The 17,197-nt window shown below is 72.9% G+C and carries 13 protein-coding genes; 7 read left to right on the top strand and 6 right to left on the bottom strand.

What is annotated here, in order from left to right; all coding sequences use genetic code 11:
- Window positions 1-54: 54 nt before the first annotated feature.
- Together ABD254_RS19275 and ABD254_RS19270 are read right to left on the bottom strand one after the other, a co-directional pair.
- Complete coding sequence (locus ABD254_RS19275; RefSeq protein ID WP_344250420.1) at window positions 55-1,329, bottom strand: prolyl oligopeptidase family serine peptidase; 1,275 nt, start codon at window positions 1,327-1,329, stop codon at window positions 55-57.
- Between the two features lie 220 nt (window positions 1,330-1,549).
- Window positions 1,550-4,198, bottom strand: a complete 2,649-nt coding sequence (locus tag ABD254_RS19270) for a fibronectin type III domain-containing protein (RefSeq protein WP_344250419.1) — start codon at window positions 4,196-4,198, stop codon at window positions 1,550-1,552.
- A gap of 290 nt (window positions 4,199-4,488) precedes the next feature.
- Between ABD254_RS19270 and ABD254_RS19265 the strand changes: the two genes are divergently transcribed.
- From ABD254_RS19265 to ABD254_RS19250, 4 genes are read left to right on the top strand one after another with little or no spacing between them, the layout of a single operon-like run.
- Window positions 4,489-5,403: an ABC transporter ATP-binding protein gene (locus ABD254_RS19265; protein ID WP_344250418.1), complete on the top strand. Its 915-nt coding sequence runs from the start codon at window positions 4,489-4,491 to the stop codon at window positions 5,401-5,403.
- Window positions 5,390-6,292 carry an ABC transporter permease gene (locus ABD254_RS19260; protein ID WP_344250416.1) on the top strand — a complete coding sequence of 301 codons (903 nt, stop codon included), beginning with the start codon at window positions 5,390-5,392 and terminating at the stop codon, window positions 6,290-6,292. Before ABD254_RS19265 ends, ABD254_RS19260 begins: the two co-directional genes overlap by 14 nt.
- A complete protein-coding gene (locus ABD254_RS19255; RefSeq protein WP_344250415.1) occupies window positions 6,292-7,281 on the top strand; it encodes an ABC transporter ATP-binding protein in 990 nt (329 codons plus the stop codon). The genes ABD254_RS19260 and ABD254_RS19255 overlap by 1 nt, the downstream gene beginning before the upstream one ends.
- The gene (locus ABD254_RS19250; RefSeq protein ID WP_344250414.1) at window positions 7,278-7,991 is read left to right on the top strand and encodes an ABC transporter permease; all 714 of its coding nucleotides are present in this window, start codon (window positions 7,278-7,280) and stop codon (window positions 7,989-7,991) included. Before ABD254_RS19255 ends, ABD254_RS19250 begins: the two co-directional genes overlap by 4 nt.
- A 33-nt stretch (window positions 7,992-8,024) precedes the next feature.
- On the opposite strand, the gene ABD254_RS19245 is transcribed toward ABD254_RS19250, so the two are convergent.
- Complete coding sequence (locus ABD254_RS19245; RefSeq protein WP_344250413.1) at window positions 8,025-9,065, bottom strand: DUF808 domain-containing protein; 1,041 nt, start codon at window positions 9,063-9,065, stop codon at window positions 8,025-8,027.
- Between the two features lie 172 nt (window positions 9,066-9,237).
- On the opposite strand from ABD254_RS19245, the gene ABD254_RS19240 reads away from it, so the two are divergent.
- The gene (locus ABD254_RS19240) at window positions 9,238-10,620 is read left to right on the top strand and encodes an MFS transporter (RefSeq protein ID WP_344250412.1); all 1,383 of its coding nucleotides are present in this window, start codon (window positions 9,238-9,240) and stop codon (window positions 10,618-10,620) included.
- Here the strand turns inward: ABD254_RS19240 and ABD254_RS19235 are convergent.
- Both ABD254_RS19235 and glnA read right to left on the bottom strand, forming a co-directional pair.
- The gene (locus ABD254_RS19235) at window positions 10,605-13,742 is read right to left on the bottom strand and encodes a bifunctional [glutamine synthetase] adenylyltransferase/[glutamine synthetase]-adenylyl-L-tyrosine phosphorylase (RefSeq protein WP_344250411.1); all 3,138 of its coding nucleotides are present in this window, start codon (window positions 13,740-13,742) and stop codon (window positions 10,605-10,607) included. The two genes, ABD254_RS19240 and ABD254_RS19235, sit on opposite strands and share 16 nt — an antisense overlap.
- Before the next feature lie 10 nt (window positions 13,743-13,752).
- Entirely contained in the window at window positions 13,753-15,090 is a 1,338-nt protein-coding gene (glnA, locus tag ABD254_RS19230) for a type I glutamate--ammonia ligase (protein WP_344250410.1), read from the bottom strand.
- A 61-nt stretch (window positions 15,091-15,151) separates the two neighbouring features.
- On the opposite strand from glnA, the gene panB reads away from it, so the two are divergent.
- Window positions 15,152-16,015, top strand: a complete 864-nt coding sequence (gene panB, locus ABD254_RS19225; RefSeq protein ID WP_344250409.1) for a 3-methyl-2-oxobutanoate hydroxymethyltransferase — start codon at window positions 15,152-15,154, stop codon at window positions 16,013-16,015.
- Window positions 16,016-16,052: 37 nt separating this feature from the next.
- Here panB and ABD254_RS19220 read toward each other — a convergent pair whose 3' ends face one another.
- A complete protein-coding gene (locus tag ABD254_RS19220; RefSeq protein ID WP_344250408.1) occupies window positions 16,053-16,262 on the bottom strand; it encodes an SPOR domain-containing protein in 210 nt (69 codons plus the stop codon).
- 51 nt (window positions 16,263-16,313) lie between these two features.
- Between ABD254_RS19220 and ppgK the strand changes: the two genes are divergently transcribed.
- Window positions 16,314-17,114, top strand: coding sequence for a polyphosphate--glucose phosphotransferase (ppgK, locus tag ABD254_RS19215; protein ID WP_344250625.1), 801 nt, complete (start codon window positions 16,314-16,316; stop codon window positions 17,112-17,114).
- Window positions 17,115-17,197 lie beyond the last annotated feature (83 nt).

Below are 17,197 nucleotides of genomic sequence, written 5' to 3'. Positions count from 1 at the left end.
CGTGCGGGTCGGCCGCCGTCGGCGTAGCGGAGAGTCTCGGCCTGATCCCGATCCTCAGCGGCGCTGCGAGGCCATCCACTGCCAGATGGGCGTCCCGCGATGCTGCGGGTCGTTTCGCGCGACGTAGATCCACGACCAGTGCCCGTCGAACCGATGGCCGTCCCAGGTCACGGTGTCGTAGAGCGTCATGAGGGAGTCGCGGATCAGCTCGTGCGCGTGCGCCGTGTTGGCCAGCGGCGGCACCGTCCCGTCGTCCCTGGAGGCGACCAACCAGGTCGGGGTCGTGATCGCCGCCAGCCGGTCGTCCGGGATCAGCGGCGTGGTGGCCTCCCCGAACGGCTGGACGACGCCGCAGATCGGCACCGCCGCCGCGAAGAGCTCGGGGTACTCGGCCGTCATCTTCATCGTCATGTAGCCGCCGTTGCTGCAGCCGACGAGATAGACCCGGTCGCGGTCGACGTCGTGCTCCCGCACGACGTCCTCGACGATCTCCCGGATCATCGGGGCGAACCGGTCGCCGTCCTCCATCCAGAACGACGTGCTCTGCGGCGCCACCACGTGGGCACCGCCGAAGATCCGCTGCGCCTCCTCGGTGGCGAAGCCGAGGGCGCCACGGTTGGCACGCAGCGTCGTCTCGTTGTCGTAGTACCCGTCCGCCAGCGAGGCACCCTCGCCGCCCCCGTGCAGCCACACGACCAAGGGCCGCTTGCCCCGGCCTCCCCCGCGTCCACGGCGCGGCGGCGAGTAGAGCCGATACTTCATCCCCGAGCTCGAGACGCCATGAGTGAACGCGTCAACCTCCGGGTTGGTCAGCTCGCCCTGGACGAGCTCGCCGATCGAGACCGGGCGGCGGTCGCGCCGCATGACCGGCCGTTGCTGGGTCACTGTGTAGGCGAGGTCGAGGCGGACGTTCCGTCCTCTGCTCAGGATGTAGCCGAGGGTTCCGCCACCCACCTGGCCCTCGACGGACTCGAGGTCGAGCACCACGTTCCCGCGCCGGTCGAGCCGGGCCGCCGTGACCGAACGGTCGACGTCGTACGTGCTGAGGTCGACCTCGCCCTCCTCGAGAGGTATCGGGCTCGTCGCCCTGGCGTGGACGACGAACGTGCCCGTCGTCAGACTGGCCGGGTCGATCGGACCGAGACGCGAGGTGTCGAGGGTGAGCGAGGTGACCTGCTCGCCGCCGTCGAGGGTCCGGGCGCCGAGGCGGAACGGTACCGTCGTAGGCGGACGGCCTCCGGCGGCCGCGGTCCCTGCAGGAAGAACTACCCCGGCGGCTACTGCCCCTCCGGCGGCGAGAACTGTGCGACGACTGATCTGTGCGGACATCGGACTCCTTTGTCGATGGTGCACGACCGGGCGGCCAGGATCACCCGCAGCGAATCGCTACCGTACGGTCGAATTGTTCGACAGTGAACATGGCCGCAGACGGTTCCGCAAGACGACCGCCGAGATGCGTCACCTTCACGGCGGCACCGAGCTGCCGTCATACGTCAGCGCGCCCCGTCGTCGCTTCGACGGGGCGCGCTGACGGGCTGGGTGACGCTTCTCAGCGGAGCGTGAACTCGTGCGTCGTCGTGTTCCCGGCGACGTCGTGGACGACCAGGGTGTTGGCACCCGCGACGGCCCCGAACACTCCGGGCTTCACGAAGTTGACGTCGGACCAGGCGTGGTTCGAGAGGTCCTTCACCACGCCGTTGATCTCGACCTTGTCGACCTTGCCGGCGTCGTGCAGCTTGAAGCTGACCCTGCTGTAGGTCGCGCCGTCCTTCGCCGTGAACGCGGCGCCGTCCTTCACGGTCGCCGTGGGCCTGGTCGCGTCGATCGTGACCGCGAGCGTGCTCGTCCGGGAGATGTTCCCGGCGAGGTCTTGCGCGTTGTACCGGACCGTGTACTCGCCCGACGGCAGCGACACCGTCGCCGCGTGCGAACCGGCGGCTGCGCCGTCGGCCACCGTCGACTGCGTGCTCTTGACGAGCGTGGAGCCGGAGTACACGTTCGCGACGATGCGCTGCAGGCCGCGGTCGTCGGTGGCGTCCACCCGCACCGACAGCTCGCGGAACGGGCCCGCGGCGGCCGGCGACACGAGGGAGACCTCGGGACGCGTCGTGTCGGGCTCCTCCACCGGCGGCTCGACGCCGGCCTCGGTGACCCACTTCTGGCCCTCGTCGTTCTTCGTCACGGTGAATTCGTCGTAGACCGCGCCGACCGGCAGGTCGGTCGTGGCGTCCGCGGTCTTCTCGGCGAGGTACGACCGGTAGTGCAGGCTGCCCTCGGAGACGTCGATGACCTGGTATGTCGTCACGCCGGCGCCGCGCAGCACCTGGGTGGCGCCGTTGTTGGTCCAGACGTTGTTCGCGTCGGTCTCGAGCTCGTAGTGCTTCGCGCCCGAGTTGGAGACGACGTAGACCGGGCCGTCGGTGATGCCCGGCGTCTCGGTGACGTCCTCGTTGTTGTAGCCGCGCGCGTAGGTGTGGTCGTGGCCCATCATCACGAGGTCGATGTCGTGCTTCTGGAAGACCGGCACCCAGTACTGGCGCAGCGTCGGTTCGTTGCGGCCGGCCGACGTCGAGTACACGGGCTGGTGGAAGGTCACGACGTTCCACTTCGACGGGCTCTGCTCGAGCACGTGGTCGAGCCACGCCGCCTGGAACTGGGTCCACAGCGCGGCGACCTTCGTCGACGGGCAGTCGGCCGCAGCGCAGGCGGGCAGGGTGTCCGGCGTGAGGAACGTGGTGTCGCGCGTCGCGTTGATCGTGATGAACCGAACGCCCTGGTAGTCGGTGAAGTACACCGTCTCGGTCGCGAACTGCGTCCAGTGCTCGAAGTAGGCGGCGTACTGCTTCGCCACGTCGGTGTCGCCGACGGCGAGGTCGGCGAGGTCGCCGATGCTCTCTGTCGTCGGGTTGTTGTGCGGGTACTCGAAGTTCGCCTTCCACGCCGTCAGCAGCTTGTCACCCGAGTACTCGTGGTTGCCGGGCGCGGCCATCACGTTGGTCGTCGCGGCCGAGGTCTGCATGCCCGTGAACCAGTTGCGCCACTCGGTCTCGTTGCTGCCGGTGTTGATGAGGTCGCCCGCGTGCACCGAACCGATCGAGTCGGGCGCGGAGGCCTCGGCCTGGGCGACGACCTTCGGCCACGTCGAGTCGAGGCCGATCTGCGCGTCGCCGTAGTACACGAACTGGAAGTCCGTGTCGTCCGGGTCGGCCGTCGTGAACTCGAACCATTCGCTCCACGCGCCCTCGAGGCCCACGCGGTACTTGTACGCCGTGCCGGGCTGCAGGGCGTCGACGGTCGCCGAGTAGTGCTGCAGCGGGTTGCCGTTGACGGCGCCCGCGGCGTAGGCGTCCACCGTGCGGACGTCGCCGCCCGCGGCCGGGCGGATCTGCACCTGGCCCGAGGCGTGCGACTCGTCGCCGGCGAGCCACGAGAAGGACTGGCTCGTCTCGGGCGACTCGGTCGGCGTGAGGATGACGCGCGACGGCGGCGTCGCCACGACCTCGCCCGGGTCGGTCGCCTCGACGAGGCGGATCGACGGCACATCGAGGTAGATGTCGCTGCTGGTCTCGCGGTCCTGGTAGAGCGCGACGGCGACGGTGTTCGGGCCGTCGACGAGCACGTCGCCGTCGACCTCGAACGACCCGGCGGCGGGGTCGGACGCCCCGGAGCCGGCGTACTGCACGTTCGCGTCCTCGGTGACCCGGTCGTCGGCGAAGCCCGCGACCTTCTCGCCGTTGATCCAGACGACCGCGCCGTCGTCGTAGACGAGGTCGCCCACGACCTCGCCGACCTCGTCGGCGACGCCTGGCGCGAGCTCGAAGCTCGTGCGGAAGAAGAAGGTCGGCACGTTCGGCGCCGCCTGGCCGTCGAGGTACTGGTTCAGCAGGGTCTTCGGCACACGGGGACCGACGGCGGCGAGCTCGCCTCGCTTCGCACCGAAGCTGCCGGCCGCCTGCTTCCACGCGGAGTCGTCGTAACCGGGCGCGGTCCAGGCCCGCACATTCGCGTCGCCGCGCGCCGGGTCGGTGCCGTCGTCGAGGTAGCGCCAGGTCGTGGACGCGTCCACGACCGGCGCGCTCGAAACCTCGGTCGCCGCCGTCGCGGGCGGCGGCGTCGCGAGCGCGCCGGCGGCGACGACGCCCGCGAGCGCCGCGCCGACGGCGGCCCTGCGGCCCCGTCGTCTGGCTGTCTTGGTCATGTTCTCCCTCTCGAGGAATCGGCCGAACGCGCGCCGGCCCACGCCCGAGCGGGCGGAGCGACGGCGGGTTCCGACCCATCGAAGCGGCCGCGGATGACCCACCGGTGTCCCGGGCGGCAACAGCATCTGAACCTGAGGGGGCGAGGGGTTCGGGTCCGGGCTCCAGCCCGGTTCCGAAGCCGCCCGCGACTCGTCGCCCGGGCGACGACGACCGAGGGTTCACCCTGAGATCTCCCTGAACACCCGCGGGAGGGGTTCCCGCCGCTGACGTGCGGGGCTACGGTCGGCTCGTGCCAGTCATCGCGACGGATCAGCTCACCATGCGGTACCCCCGGGTCACCGCGCTCGACCGCCTCACCGTGGAGGTCGGCGCCGGCGTCACCGGCCTGGTCGGCGCGAACGGCGCCGGCAAGTCGACACTGATCAAGATCCTGCTGGGCCTCGCCGACCCGACGTCCGGCAGCGCCACCGTGCTGGGGCACGACATCCGCGACGACGGCGCCCAGCTGCGCGGCCGCGTCGGCTACATGCCCGAGCACGACTGCCTGCCCGGCGACGTGTCGGCCACAGAGCTGGTGGTCCACCTCGCGCGCATGTCCGGTCTGCCCACCGACGCGGCACGCGAGCGTGCGGCCGACACCCTGCGACACGTCGGGCTCTACGAGGAGCGCTACCGGCCCATCGGCGGGTACTCCACCGGCATGAAGCAACGCGTCAAGCTCGCGCAGGCCCTGGTGCACGACCCGGACGTCGTCTTCCTCGACGAGCCCACCAACGGCCTCGACCCCGCCGGCCGGGACGAGATGCTCGAGCTGGTCCGGCGCATCTACGACGACTTCGGCATCTCCGTCCTGGTGACGTCGCACCTGCTCGGCGAGCTCGAGCGCATCTGCGACACCGTCGTGGTCGTCGACGCCGGCGTGCTCCTGCGCTCATCCACGGTCGCCGACTTCACCCGGGCGAGCGCGAAGCTCGCCGTCGAGGTGGCCGCCGACCCCGACGCGGCCGCGGCCGGGCTGGCGGCCGCAGGGCTGCGCGTCTCCCGCGACGGCCCGCTCCTGCTCGTCGACCTCGAGGGCGACTCCACCTTCGACGTCGTGCGGGACGTCGTCGCCGACCAGGGCTATGGCCTGGTCCGGCTCGAACCGCGCCGCCACCACATCGCCGAGGTCTTCGAGCAGGAGGTCGACGATGTCGCAGTCTGAGTCGCCGTCGGGCGTCATCCACGACATCGGGTACCGCGGCTACGACGGCGAGCGGCTCACCCGGCGCGGGATCGCCTACGGCCTGTACACGCACACCTTGCGCGGCGTCTTCGGTCTCGGCCGCGCGCCGCGGTCGAAGGTCGTGCCGTTCGGCATGTTCGTGGTGATGCTCCTGCCTGCGGTCGTGCTCGCCGTGGTCTCGGTCGTCATGGCCGGGCAGGGCATGATCACCGAGCCGGTCCTGCCTTACACGCGCTACGCGATGGTGACGCAGGCGGCCATCGCGATCTTCCTCGCGGTCGCGGCGCCGCAGGCGGTCTCGCTCGACCTCCGGTTCCACACCCTGCCGCTCTACCTCTCGCGGCCCCTGGAGCGGGTGGACTACGCGCGGGCCAAGCTGGCGGCGCTCGCCACCGCGGTGTTCCTCCTGATCGCGGTGCCGCTGCTGGTCATGTACCTGGGCGCCCTCGCCGCGAGGTTCGACGCCGGCACGCAGACCGTCGACTTCCTCCAGGCGCTGGTGGGCGCGGCTCTGTTCGCGGCGATCCTGTCGGGGATCGCGGCGCTGATCGCGTCGCTGACATCCCGCCGCGGGTTCGGGGTCGCGGCCATCGTCACGGTCCTCGCCCTCAGCTACGCGGTGGTCTCCAGCCTGCAGGGCCTCGTGGCCTTCGACGCGGACGATCCGGAGACCGCCGGCTGGATCGGTCTGTTCTCCCCGATGACGCTCGTGGACGGCGTGCAGGTCTGGGCGTTCGACGTCGAGTCCTCGGCGCCCGCCGGCCCGCCCACGGACGCGGCCGGGGTCGCGTTCCTCGTCGTCACGCTCGCCGTCATCACGCTGTGCTACTGGGCCCTGTCCATGCGATACCGGAGGGTGCGGCTCTGATGGCCACGCTGCAGATCGACGCCTGTTCCCGCTGGTTCGGCAACGTGGTCGCCGTCAACGACGTCACGATGACGGTGGGCCCGGGCATCACCGGGCTGCTCGGCCCCAACGGGGCGGGCAAGTCGACCCTGATCCACATGCTCGGCGGCTTCCTGCCCCCGTCTGCCGGGACCGTCACGTTGGACGGGGCGACCATCTGGAAGAACCAGGAGGTCTACCGCACGATCGGCATCGTCACCGAGCGCGAGGCGACCTACGACTTCCTCACGGGCAAGCAGTTCGTCCGGGCGAGCGCGGAGCTGCACGGCCTGGCGGACCCGGGAGCGGCGGCGCACCGCGCACTGGAGACGGTCGCGATGACCGACGCCCAGGACCGCAAGGTCGGTGAGTACTCCAAGGGCATGAAGCAGCGCGTCAAGATGGCCTCGGCCCTCGTGCACGACCCGGCGGTGCTGCTCCTGGACGAGCCGTTCAACGGCATGGACCCGCGGCAGCGCCTGCACCTCATCGAGCTGCTGCGCGACATGGGGGCCGAAGGCCGGACCGTCCTGTTCAGCTCGCACATCCTCGAGGAGGTGGAGCTGCTGGCGCACCAGATCGAGGTCGTCGTCTCGGGCCGCCACGCCGCGTCGGGCGACTACCGCGAGATCCGTCGGCTGATGATCGACCGGCCGCACCGGTACACGATCACGTCGAGCGACAACCGGTCGCTCGCGTCGGCCCTGGTCGCGGACGGCTCGACGGCGGGCGTCAGCATCGACGGCGACGTCCTGCGGGTGCAGGCCAGCGAGTTCCTGCGCTTCGCCGCGCTCCTGCCCCGCGTCGCGCGCGACGCCGACGTGCGGCTGCTGCAGGTCACCCCGTCCGACGAGTCCCTGGAGAGCGTGTTCTCGTACCTCGTCGAGAGCTCGTCGAGAGCGTCGTCGAGGACGTCGTCCAGAACCCCGGCGCGGGCCACCGCGTCACCGGCCACCAGGGAGCGCTCGTGAACGGGACCGTCGTCCGCCTGACCGCCCGCGGGATGCTCGGCGGCAGGCGGGTGTGGCTGCTCGGCGCGCTCGCCGTGCTCCTCGTCGGCATCGCGGTGCTCGCCCGCGTACTGGTCCCCGTCAGCGACACCGAGGCGGCCACGCTGCTGCAGGGCATCGCGTTCGCGACCTTCCTGCCGCTGTTCGGGTTGATCGTCGGGACGGGCGCCATCGCCCCGGAGATCGACGACGGGTCGATCGTGCACCTGCTGGCCAAGCCGGTCTCGCGGCACACGATCGTGCAGAGCAAGCTCGCGGTGGCGCTCGGTGCGACGATCGCCTTCGCCGTGCTGCCGACCGTCCTGGCCGCCGCCGTCCTCGGCCTGGGCCCCGGCGCCGTGCTCGCCTTCGGCGTGGGCGCGCTGGCCGCCGGTGCCGTGTACAGCGTGCTGTTCCTGCTGCTGTCGATCCTCACCCGGCACGCCGTGATCATCGGGCTCGTCTACGCGCTGCTCTGGGAGAGCCTGGTCGGCAGCTTCGTGCCGGGCGCGCGCAACCTCAGCGTGCAGCAGTGGGCCCTGTCGGTGACCGAGTCCCTCGCGCCGGACGGGCTGGTCACGGCGAACGTCGGGCTGGGGCTCGCGTGCGCCCTCATCGTCGGCGGCTTCGCCGCCGCGACCTGGTACGCCGGCGCCCGCCTGCGCGTGCTCACCCTCACCGGCGAGGACTGAACGGTACGGGGCCGGCGGCCCCGTACCGAACCCTCAGGGACCGGCGTGCGGGGGCCGCTCGTCCGCCGGGGCCGCCGCCTCAGAATTGTGACCGGCGGCAGCGTGACCAGCGGCGTCGTGACCGGCGGCGTCGTGACCGGCGGCGTGCTTCTTCCCGAACGGCAGCACGTGCATCACGGCGACGACGATCGCGCCGACGACCACGCCGACGACCGCGGAGCACAGCGTGTTGACGAGCCACGCGAGAAAGCCACCGATCCCGGGCACCGCGTGCGCGACGGCCTCCTCGAGGTGGTGCACGACGTCGTACGGCGCGTGCCAGCCGAGCTCGTCGACGCCGGTCAGCAGGATGTGCCCGCCGACCCACAGCATCGCGACGGTACCCACGACGGAGATCACGGCGAGCACCTTGGGCATGCCGGACACGAGCGAGCGCCCCAGCCGCTGGCTGGCCGCCGAGGGGCGCCCCGCCAGCGACAGGCCGACGTCGTCCATCTTCACGATCACGGCCACCACCCCGTAGACGATCACGGTGATGGCCAGGGCCACGACGAGCAGGATGGCGAGCCGGGAGAAGAAGGGCTCGGACGCGACCTCGTTGAGCGCGATGACCATGATCTCGGCCGAGAGGATGAGGTCGGTCCGGATCGCGCCGGCGACGAGCGTCTTCTCCGCCTCCGGCCCGACCGCCGCGGCGGGGGCGTCGTGGCCGCTGTGCCCGCGCAGGCGGCCCCAGATCTTCTCGGCACCCTCGAACGCAAGGTAGGTGCCGCCGAGCATGAGGATCGGCGTGAGCAGCCACGGCGCCCACTGGCTCAGGATCAGGGCGGCCGGAAGGATGAAGAGCACCTTGTTCCGGATCGAGCCCCACGCGATCTTCTTGATGATCGGGATCTCACGGTCGGCGGCCACACCGTGCACGTACTGCGGCGTCACGGCGGTGTCGTCGACGACCACCCCGGCCGCCTTCGCGGTCGCCTTCGCGGCCGCTGCGCCGACGTCGTCGAGCGAGGCCGCGGCCAGCTTCGCGATGGCCGCGACGTCGTCCAGCAGCCCGAGGAGCCCGGCGCTCATGCGGTCACGCCTCGGTGGCCGGGACGACGGACGGACGGGGCGCCCGCGGGAGCGGGCGACGGTGGCATGCGCATGCCCCTATCGTGCCGCACCGGCGCCCGTCCGGGAGCCGCCCGGGGCGCCCTGACGGCTCCCGTGGCACGAACCCTCACCGCCGCCTAGCCTCGGGGCGGTGAGAAGCGAGGCGGACACGGCGACGGCGGAGGAGCTTCTCGACCGTTCCCGCATGACGCCGCTGCACCGGCGCATCTGGCTCGTCGCCGCGCTCGGGCTCATGCTGGACGGCTTCGACTTCTTCCTCATCGGCGTCTGCCTCCCGCTCATCACGGCGGACCTCGACCCCTCGCCGATCGAGACCGGTCTCATCGCGTCGTCGGCCGTCGTCGGGTCGGTGGTCGGCTCGCTCGCCGGCGGCCCGCTCGCCGACCGGATCGGCCGACGGCGGGTCTTCCAGGCCGACCTCGCCCTGTTCGTCGTCGCGGCACTCGCCTGCGCGCTGGCGTGGGGCGTGTGGCCCCTGATCGTCTTCCGGTTCGTGCTCGGCATCGCGATCGGCGCCGACTACCCGCTGAGCTCCAGCTACGCCGCGGAGATCGCGCCCGGGCGGCTGCGCCGGCGGCTGCTGGTCGGGGTCATCAGCTTCCAGGCGGTGGGGTCGCTGCTCGGGGTCCTGACCGGGCTGGTGATCCTCCGCCTCGACCCCTCGGCCGGCTCGTGGCGCTGGATCCTCGGTTCCGGCGCGCTGCTCGCCGTCGTGGTCGTGGTGGCGCGGATCGGGGTGCCCGAGAGCCCCCGCTGGCTGGCCGCGCGGGGGCGGCGCGAGGAGGCCGCCGCCGTCGTCTCCCGCCTGGTGCGCCAGCCCGTGCTCCCCGCGCAGGTCGAGGTGTCCGACGCCGAGCCCGTCCCGTGGCGCGCGCTGTTCGGTACCGGGCTGCGCCGGCTCACGACGCTGACCAGCGTGCCGTGGTTCCTGCTGGACGTCGTGGTGTACGGCGTGGGCGTGTTCACCCCGACCGTCCTGGCGGGAGCCGCGGTCGAGGACTCGGGCGGCTTCGTCGACGAGGCGATCACGAGCCTGCGCCAGACCGCCGTGACCAACGTCTTCCTCGTCCTCGGCTTCGCCGCCGCGATCGTGGTGATCAACCGGGCCGGGGTCGTCCGGCTGCAGTCGGCCGGGTTCGCCCTGGTGTCCGTGGGCCTGACCCTGCTCGCCCTGTCCGCCGGGCTCCCCGGCGACTCGGGGGCCTACTACTGGCTGGCGTTCGCCGGCTTCGCGCTGACCAACTTCTTCCAGAACCTCGGACCGAACTCCACCACGTTCGTGCTGCCCGCGATGGTCTTTCCCACGGAGGTGCGCGCGAGCGGAGCCGGCTTCGGCGCGGCCGCGGGCAAGGCCGGCGCGGTCCTGGTGACCCTCTGCTTCCCCGTCCTTCAGGAGGTGTGGGGCCTGGCCGTCACCGTCGGCGTCATGGCCGGCGGTGCGATGCTCGCCGCGGTGGTGACGGTCCTCGCGCGACCCGCGCCGACGCCGGGCCGGGATCAGTCCTCGCCGTAGAGCACGCGCTCGACGACGGCGCGGGCGCGACGCGCGGTGCGCAGGTACAGCTCCTCGAGCTCGCCGCCCGTCCCGACGTCGCGCAGCAGCCCGGCGACGCCGGTGAGCGAGCGGGCGTCGTGCGGGAGCACGTCGGCCTGCGGGCCGGTGGTCCGCCCGGACCACAGCACGACGGCCGACCGCAGCCGGGACGCGAGGATCCACGCGTCCCGCAGCTGCGCGGCGTCGTCCTCGTCCAGCAGTCGCGCGGACGCGGCGGCGTCGAGCGCGGCGACCGTGCCCGTCGTGCGCAGGGACGGCACCTCCCCCGCGTGCTGCAGCTGCAGGAGCTGTGCCGTCCACTCCACGTCCGAGACGCCCCCGCGCCCCAGCTTCAGGTGGCGGGCCGGGTCCGCGCCCCGCGGCAGCCGCTCCGCCTCGACCCGCGCCTTGATGCGGCGCACCTCGCGCAGGTCGGCCTCGGCGAGCCCGCCGTCGCGGTAGCGCAGCGGGTCCGCGAGCGCCGCGAACCGCTCCCCCAGGGCGCCCGGACCGAGGTCGCCGGCGACGGGCCGCGCCCGCAGCAGCGCCTGCGCCTCCCACACGCTGGACCACCGCGCGTAGTACTCCCCGTACGAGGCGAGCGTGCGTACGAGCGGGCCCTGGCGGCCCTCGGGGCGCAGGTCGGCGTCGACGGGCAGTGCCGGCTCCGGCCCGACGGCGGACAGCAGCCGCTGCAGGTGGCGGGCGGTGCGCAGGGCGAAGTCCTGCGCGAGCTGCGCCTCCGCGCCGGGCACCGGGTCGTGCACGAAGAGCACGTCGGCGTCGGAGCCGTACCCCATCTCGCGGCCGCCGAGGCGGCCCATCGCGACGACGAGCATCCGCGTGGGGTTCGCCTCGGGCGACGCGCCGAGCCTCAGCTCCGTGCGCGCGGCGTGCTCCGCCGCCCGCAGCCCCCCGACGAGCACGACGTCGGCGGCGTCGGAGAGCGCCGCGGCCGCGCCGACCGGGTCGAGGAAGCCCAACACCTCGGCAGCACCGGTGCGGGCCAGCTCGCGGCGCCGCACCGCCCGCAGGCGAGTCACCGCGGGCTCGACCTCCTCCGCGCGGGTGAGCAGCGCGTCCGCCTCGGCCGCGAGCCGCGGCGCCCCGCGCGGCTCCAGGCCGGCGGCGTCGGCGAGCCACTGCACCGACTCGGGCGACCGGGCGAGCGCGTCGGCGAGGTAGGTGGAGGAGGAAAGCAGCACCGCGAGCCGGTAGGCCGCGTTCTCGGAGTCGCGCAGCAGCCGCAGGTACCAGGGGGTGGCGCCCAGGTCGTCGGACAGCTTGCGGAACGCGAGCAGGCCGCCGTCCGGGTCGGCGCCCTCGGCGAACCAGCCGAGCAGCACCGGCAGGAGCTGGCGCTGCAGGGCGGCCCGCCGCGACGTGCCCGCCGTGAGCGCGACCACGTGCCGCATCGCACCGTCGGGGTCGCGGTACCCGATCGCGGCGAACCGCTCGCGCGCCACCTCGGGCGCGAGCGAGAGCTCGTCCTCCGAGAGCTGGGCGGAGGCGGGCAGCAGCGGCCGGTAGAAGACCTCCTCGTGCAGCGAGCGCACCTCGCGCCGGGTGGCGCGCCACCGCTTCAGCAGCCCGTCGGCCCCCTCGGCGCGCATCCCCAACGACCGGGCGAGGCGCCGCAGGTCGTCCTCCGCGGTCGGCAGCAGGTGCGTGCGGCGCAGCCGGAAGAGCTGCACCCGGTGCTCCAGCGCGCGCAGGAACCGGTAGCAGACCCCCATCCGCGCGGCGTGCTCGCGGCCGACGAACCCGCCCGCGGCCAGCGCCGCCAGGGCCGAGAGCGTGTGCGGGGAGCGGATCTGCGGGTCGGTGCGCCCGTGCACCAGCTGCAGCAGCTGCACGGTGAACTCGACGTCCCGCAGCCCGCCCTTGCCGAGCTTGATCTGCCGCTCCGACTCGGCGGGCGGCACGTGGTCCTCGACGCGGCGGCGCATCGCGCGGGCGTCCTCGACGAAGTTCTCCCGGTGCGCGGCCGACCACACGAACACCTCGACGGCGTCGCGGTAGGCGCGGCCGAGCGCGACGTCCCCCGCCACGGGCCGGGCCTTGAGCAGGGCCTGGAACTCCCACGTGGAGGCCCAGCGCTCGTAGTACGCGACGTGGCTGGCCAGGGTGCGCACGAGCGGGCCGTTCTTCCCCTCGGGCCGCAGCGCGGCGTCGACGGGCCACAGCGCCGGCTCGTCGGAGGCGCCGGAGCACGCCCGCTGCAGCGCGGTGGCCAGCCGGGCGCCGAGGGCCATCGCGTCGTCCTCGGCGACCGCGGCGCCGTCGGCGCGCTCGCCCGGCTCGCAGACGTAGACGACGTCGACGTCGGAGACGTAGTTGAGCTCGTGGCCGCCCGTCTTGCCCATACCGATGACGGCGAGGCGCACGCCGTCGGCGGCATCGCCCACCTCCGCCCGCGCCACCGCGAGGGCGCCCTCCAGCGCGGCGGCGGCCAGGTCGGCGAGCGCCGCGGCGACGGCCGACAGCCGCGACAGAGGGTCGGCGGCGGTGAGGTCGCTCGCCGCGATCTGCAGCAGCCGGGCGCGGTAGGCGCGGCGCAGCGCGTCGGTCGTCGTGGCGGCGCCGGCGTCCGGCCAACCCGCTCCCGGCTCGCCGCCGGGGTCCGCGGCCACCGGGACGTCCGCGTGCGGGTCTGCCCCGACGGCGCGCAGGAGCTCGGCCCGCACGGCCTCGCCCGGCGTCGACAGCGGGTCGTCGCCGTCCGCGCGGAGCGCGTCGAGCAGGTCAGGCCGGCGTACCAGCTCGTCGCCGAGCGCCGACGACGCGCCGAGCACGGCGAGCAGGCGCGTCCTCGCGAGCCCGTCGAGGACCTCCGGGTCTGCCGCGAGCACCGCGGCGACCCGACGCTGCCCGTCCGGGGATCCCGCGAGCCGCACGAGCTGCAGCAGCGCGAGGTCCGGGTCGGCGCAGGCACCCAGCGACGCGAGCACCGCCACGCCGTCGTCCCCGGGCAGCACCGCCTGCAGGCCGTCGTCGGCCCACAGCGACGCCGACCGGGTGAGGTCGGCGAAGCCGGCGTGCAGCAGCCGGCTCGTGAGGGTCGAGCGCCGGCCCGTCCCCGATCCCGCGGGAGTGCTCACGCCCCGCCTCTCAGAGGAACTGCAGGAAGCGGTGCAGCTCGTACGGCGTGACCTGGGCCCGGTACGCGTCCCACTCCTGGCGCTTGTTGCGCAGCACGTAGTCGAAGACGTGCTCGCCGAGCGTCTCCGCCACGAGCTCCGAGGACTCCATGAGGTCGACGGCCTCGTCGAGCGACTGCGGCAGCGGCGCGATGCCGAGGGACCGGCGCTCGCGGTCGGTCAGCTCCCACACGTCGTCGCCGGTCGCCTCGGGCAGGTCGTAGCCGTCCTCGATGCCCTTGAGCCCGGCGGCGAGCAGGACCGCGAACGCCAGGTACGGGTTGGTGGCCGAGTCCAGCGCGCGGTACTCGACCCGCGCCGAGTTGCCCTTGCCCGGCTTGTACATGGGAACGCGCACGAGGGCGGAGCGGTTGTTGTGGCCCCAGCAGATGTAGCTGGGCGCCTCGGCGCCGCCCCACAACCGCTTGTACGAGTTCACGTACTGGTTGGTGATCGCCGTGATCTCCGCGGCATGCACGAGCAGGCCGGCGATGAACTGGCGCGCCGTCTTGGACAGCTCGAACTGCGCGCCGGGCTCGTGGAACGCGTTGCGGTCGCCCTCGAACAGCGACAGGTGCGTGTGCATCCCGGACCCCGGCTGGTCCGCCATCGGCTTGGGCATGAACGACGCGAACACGCCCTGCTCGAGCGCGACCTCCTTGACCACGGTGCGGAACGTCATGAGGTTGTCCGCGGTGGTGAGGGCGTCGGCGTAGCGCAGGTCGATCTCGTTCTGCCCGGGGCCGGCCTCGTGGTGGGAGAACTCCACCGAGATGCCCATCGACTCGAGCATCGTGATCGCCGCGCGGCGGAAGTCGTGCGTGCTGCCGCGGGCCAGGTGGTCGAAGTAGCCGCCGTTGTCGACCGGGACCAGCGGGGCGTCCGGGGAGGCGAGCTGGTTGAACAGGTAGAACTCGACCTCGGGGTGGGTGTAGAAGGTGAAGCCGCGGTCGCTGGCCTTGGCGAGCGTCCGCTTGAGCACGTTGCGCGAGTCCGCGAGCGACGGCTCGCCCTCGGGCGTGAGGATGTCGCAGAACATGCGGCCCGTGCCGTGCCGCTCGCCCCGCCACGGGAGCACCTGGAACGTCGTCGGGTCCGGCTTGGCGATCATGTCGGCCTCGTACACGCGGGTGAGGCCCTCGATCGAGCTGCCGTCGAACCCGATGCCCTCCGCGAACGCCTGCTCGAGCTCGGCCGGGGCGACCGCCACCGACTTGAGAACCCCGAGCACGTCGGTGAACCAGAGCCGGATGAAGCGGATGTCGCGCTCCTCGACCGTGCGGAGCACGAACTCCTGCTGCCTGTCCATGAGTCCATCCTGCACGAGTTGTGTTAACCGTGGATGACATGCGGCCGATACGCTGACCGCCATGGCGACTTCCACCCCGACATCCGGCGACGGCGCTGCTCACGACGCTCCCGCCGAGACCCGCCGGAGGCGGTACCGCGTCCACCACCTGGCCCGCGCGAAAGAGTCGGGCGAGCGGATCACGATGCTCACCGCGTACGACGCGATGAGCGCCGCGATCTTCGACGCCGCCGGGATCGACCTGCTGCTGGTGGGCGACTCCATCGGCAACACCATGCACGGGCACACGACGACGCTGCCGGTCACGGTCGACGACATGATCCCAGCGGCGCGGGCCGTCGCCGGTGCGGCGCCGCACTCGCTCGTCGTCGTCGACCTGCCGTTCGGCTCGTACGAGGCCGGGCCCGAGCAGGCGCTGGGCACCGCGGTGCGCTTCATGAAGGAGACCGGCGCCGCCGCGGTCAAGCTCGAGGGCGGGCGGCGCTGCGCCGCGCAGATCCGGGCGATCACCGACGCCGGCATCCCCGTCGTCGGGCACCTCGGTTTCACGCCCCAGTCCGAGCACGCCCTCGGCGGGCACCGCGTCCAGGGCCGTGGGGACGAGGCCGCCGAGGCGCTGTGGGCGGACGCGCTCGCCGTGCAGGAGGCCGGAGCCGTGGCCGTCGTGCTCGAGATGGTCCCGGTCGACGTCGCCGCCCGGGCGACCGAGACCCTGCGGATCCCCACCATCGGCATCGGCGCGGGCCCGCGCACCGACGGCCAGGTGCTCGTCTGGACGGACATGGCCGGCATGACCGAGTGGACGCCGCGGTTCGCCCGGCGCTTCGCCGAGCTGGGCGCCGCGCTGCGCGAGGCCGCGCAGGAGTACGCGTCCGAGGTGCGGGCCGGCACGTTCCCGGACGCCGCGCACTCGTTCGAGCGCTGAGAGCCGCCCGAGCGTCGAGGGTCGCCCGGGCGGCGCGTCAGGACTTCCCGCCGCGCCAGTCGGCGTCCTCGTCCTCCCAGGTGTCGTTGCGCTGCTTGGCCTGGTCGAGGGCGCGCTCGGCCGCCTCGCGCGTCGGGTAGGGGCCCATCCGGTGGGTCCAGCTCGACCGCGTGCTGCTCTCCTCGACCTCGCCGGTCCGGGTGTTGAACCAGTACTGCACGCCGCCGTCGCCGCTCTTGTCGCTCATACGACGATCCTGCATCAAGATGGGCGCATGGTGGAGGCATCGGAGCCGGTCATGACGTCGGATGCGGGATCGAGCGCGGGGACGGCCAGGGAGCCGCAGCATGCCGTGGCGCTGGGGATCGACATCGGCGGCTCGGGGATCAAGGGAGCACCGGTCGACCTGACCTCGGGCGCGTTCGCGGCCGAGCGCCGTCGCATCCCGACGCCCCACAGGTCGACGCCCCGCGCCGTCGCGGACGTCCTCGCCGAGCTCGTCGACTCGTTCGACCTGCCGGGCGACGCGCCCGTCGGCGTCGCCTTCCCCGCGCCGATGGACCACGGCGTGGTGCGCTTCATCGCCAACCTCGACAAGTCGTGGAAGGGCGTGGACCTGCCCGCCCTCGTGCACGACGCGACGGGCCGGGAGGTCACGGCCGTCAACGACGCCGACGCCGCGGGCGTGGGCGAGCAGCGGTTCGGCGCGGCGCGGGGGCGCGACGGCGTGGTGCTCATGGTCACCCTCGGCACGGGCATCGGCTCGGCCCTGCTGGTGGACGGCGTGCTCGTGCCCAACACGGAGCTCGGCCACCTGGAGATCGACGGGCACGACGCCGAGCACCGCGCCGCCGAGTCGGCGCGCGAGCGGCACGACCTGTCATGGGAGAAGTGGGCGGAGCGACTGCAGCGCTACTTCGAGACCGTCGAGATGCTGCTCTCCCCCGAGCTGATCGTCGTCGGCGGAGGCGTGAGCAAGCAGCACGAGAAGTTCCTGCCGCTGCTGGACCTGCGGGCGCCGATCATCCCCGCGACGCTGCGCAACAAGGCGGGCATCGTCGGCGCGGCGGCGTTGGCCGCAGATCCCCGCGTCCACTGACCGTCGAGACGAGGGCCGGGGCCGGGGTAGCCCGGGACCGGCGGGTAGCCCGGGACCGGCGCGGCTCGGCGCGGACTCAGTCC

It is taken from the genome of Isoptericola hypogeus (assembly GCF_039531145.1).
In the GTDB taxonomy this organism is placed as follows: domain Bacteria; phylum Actinomycetota; class Actinomycetes; order Actinomycetales; family Cellulomonadaceae; genus Isoptericola; species Isoptericola hypogeus.
This window is presented reverse-complemented; position numbering and strand designations above follow the sequence as displayed.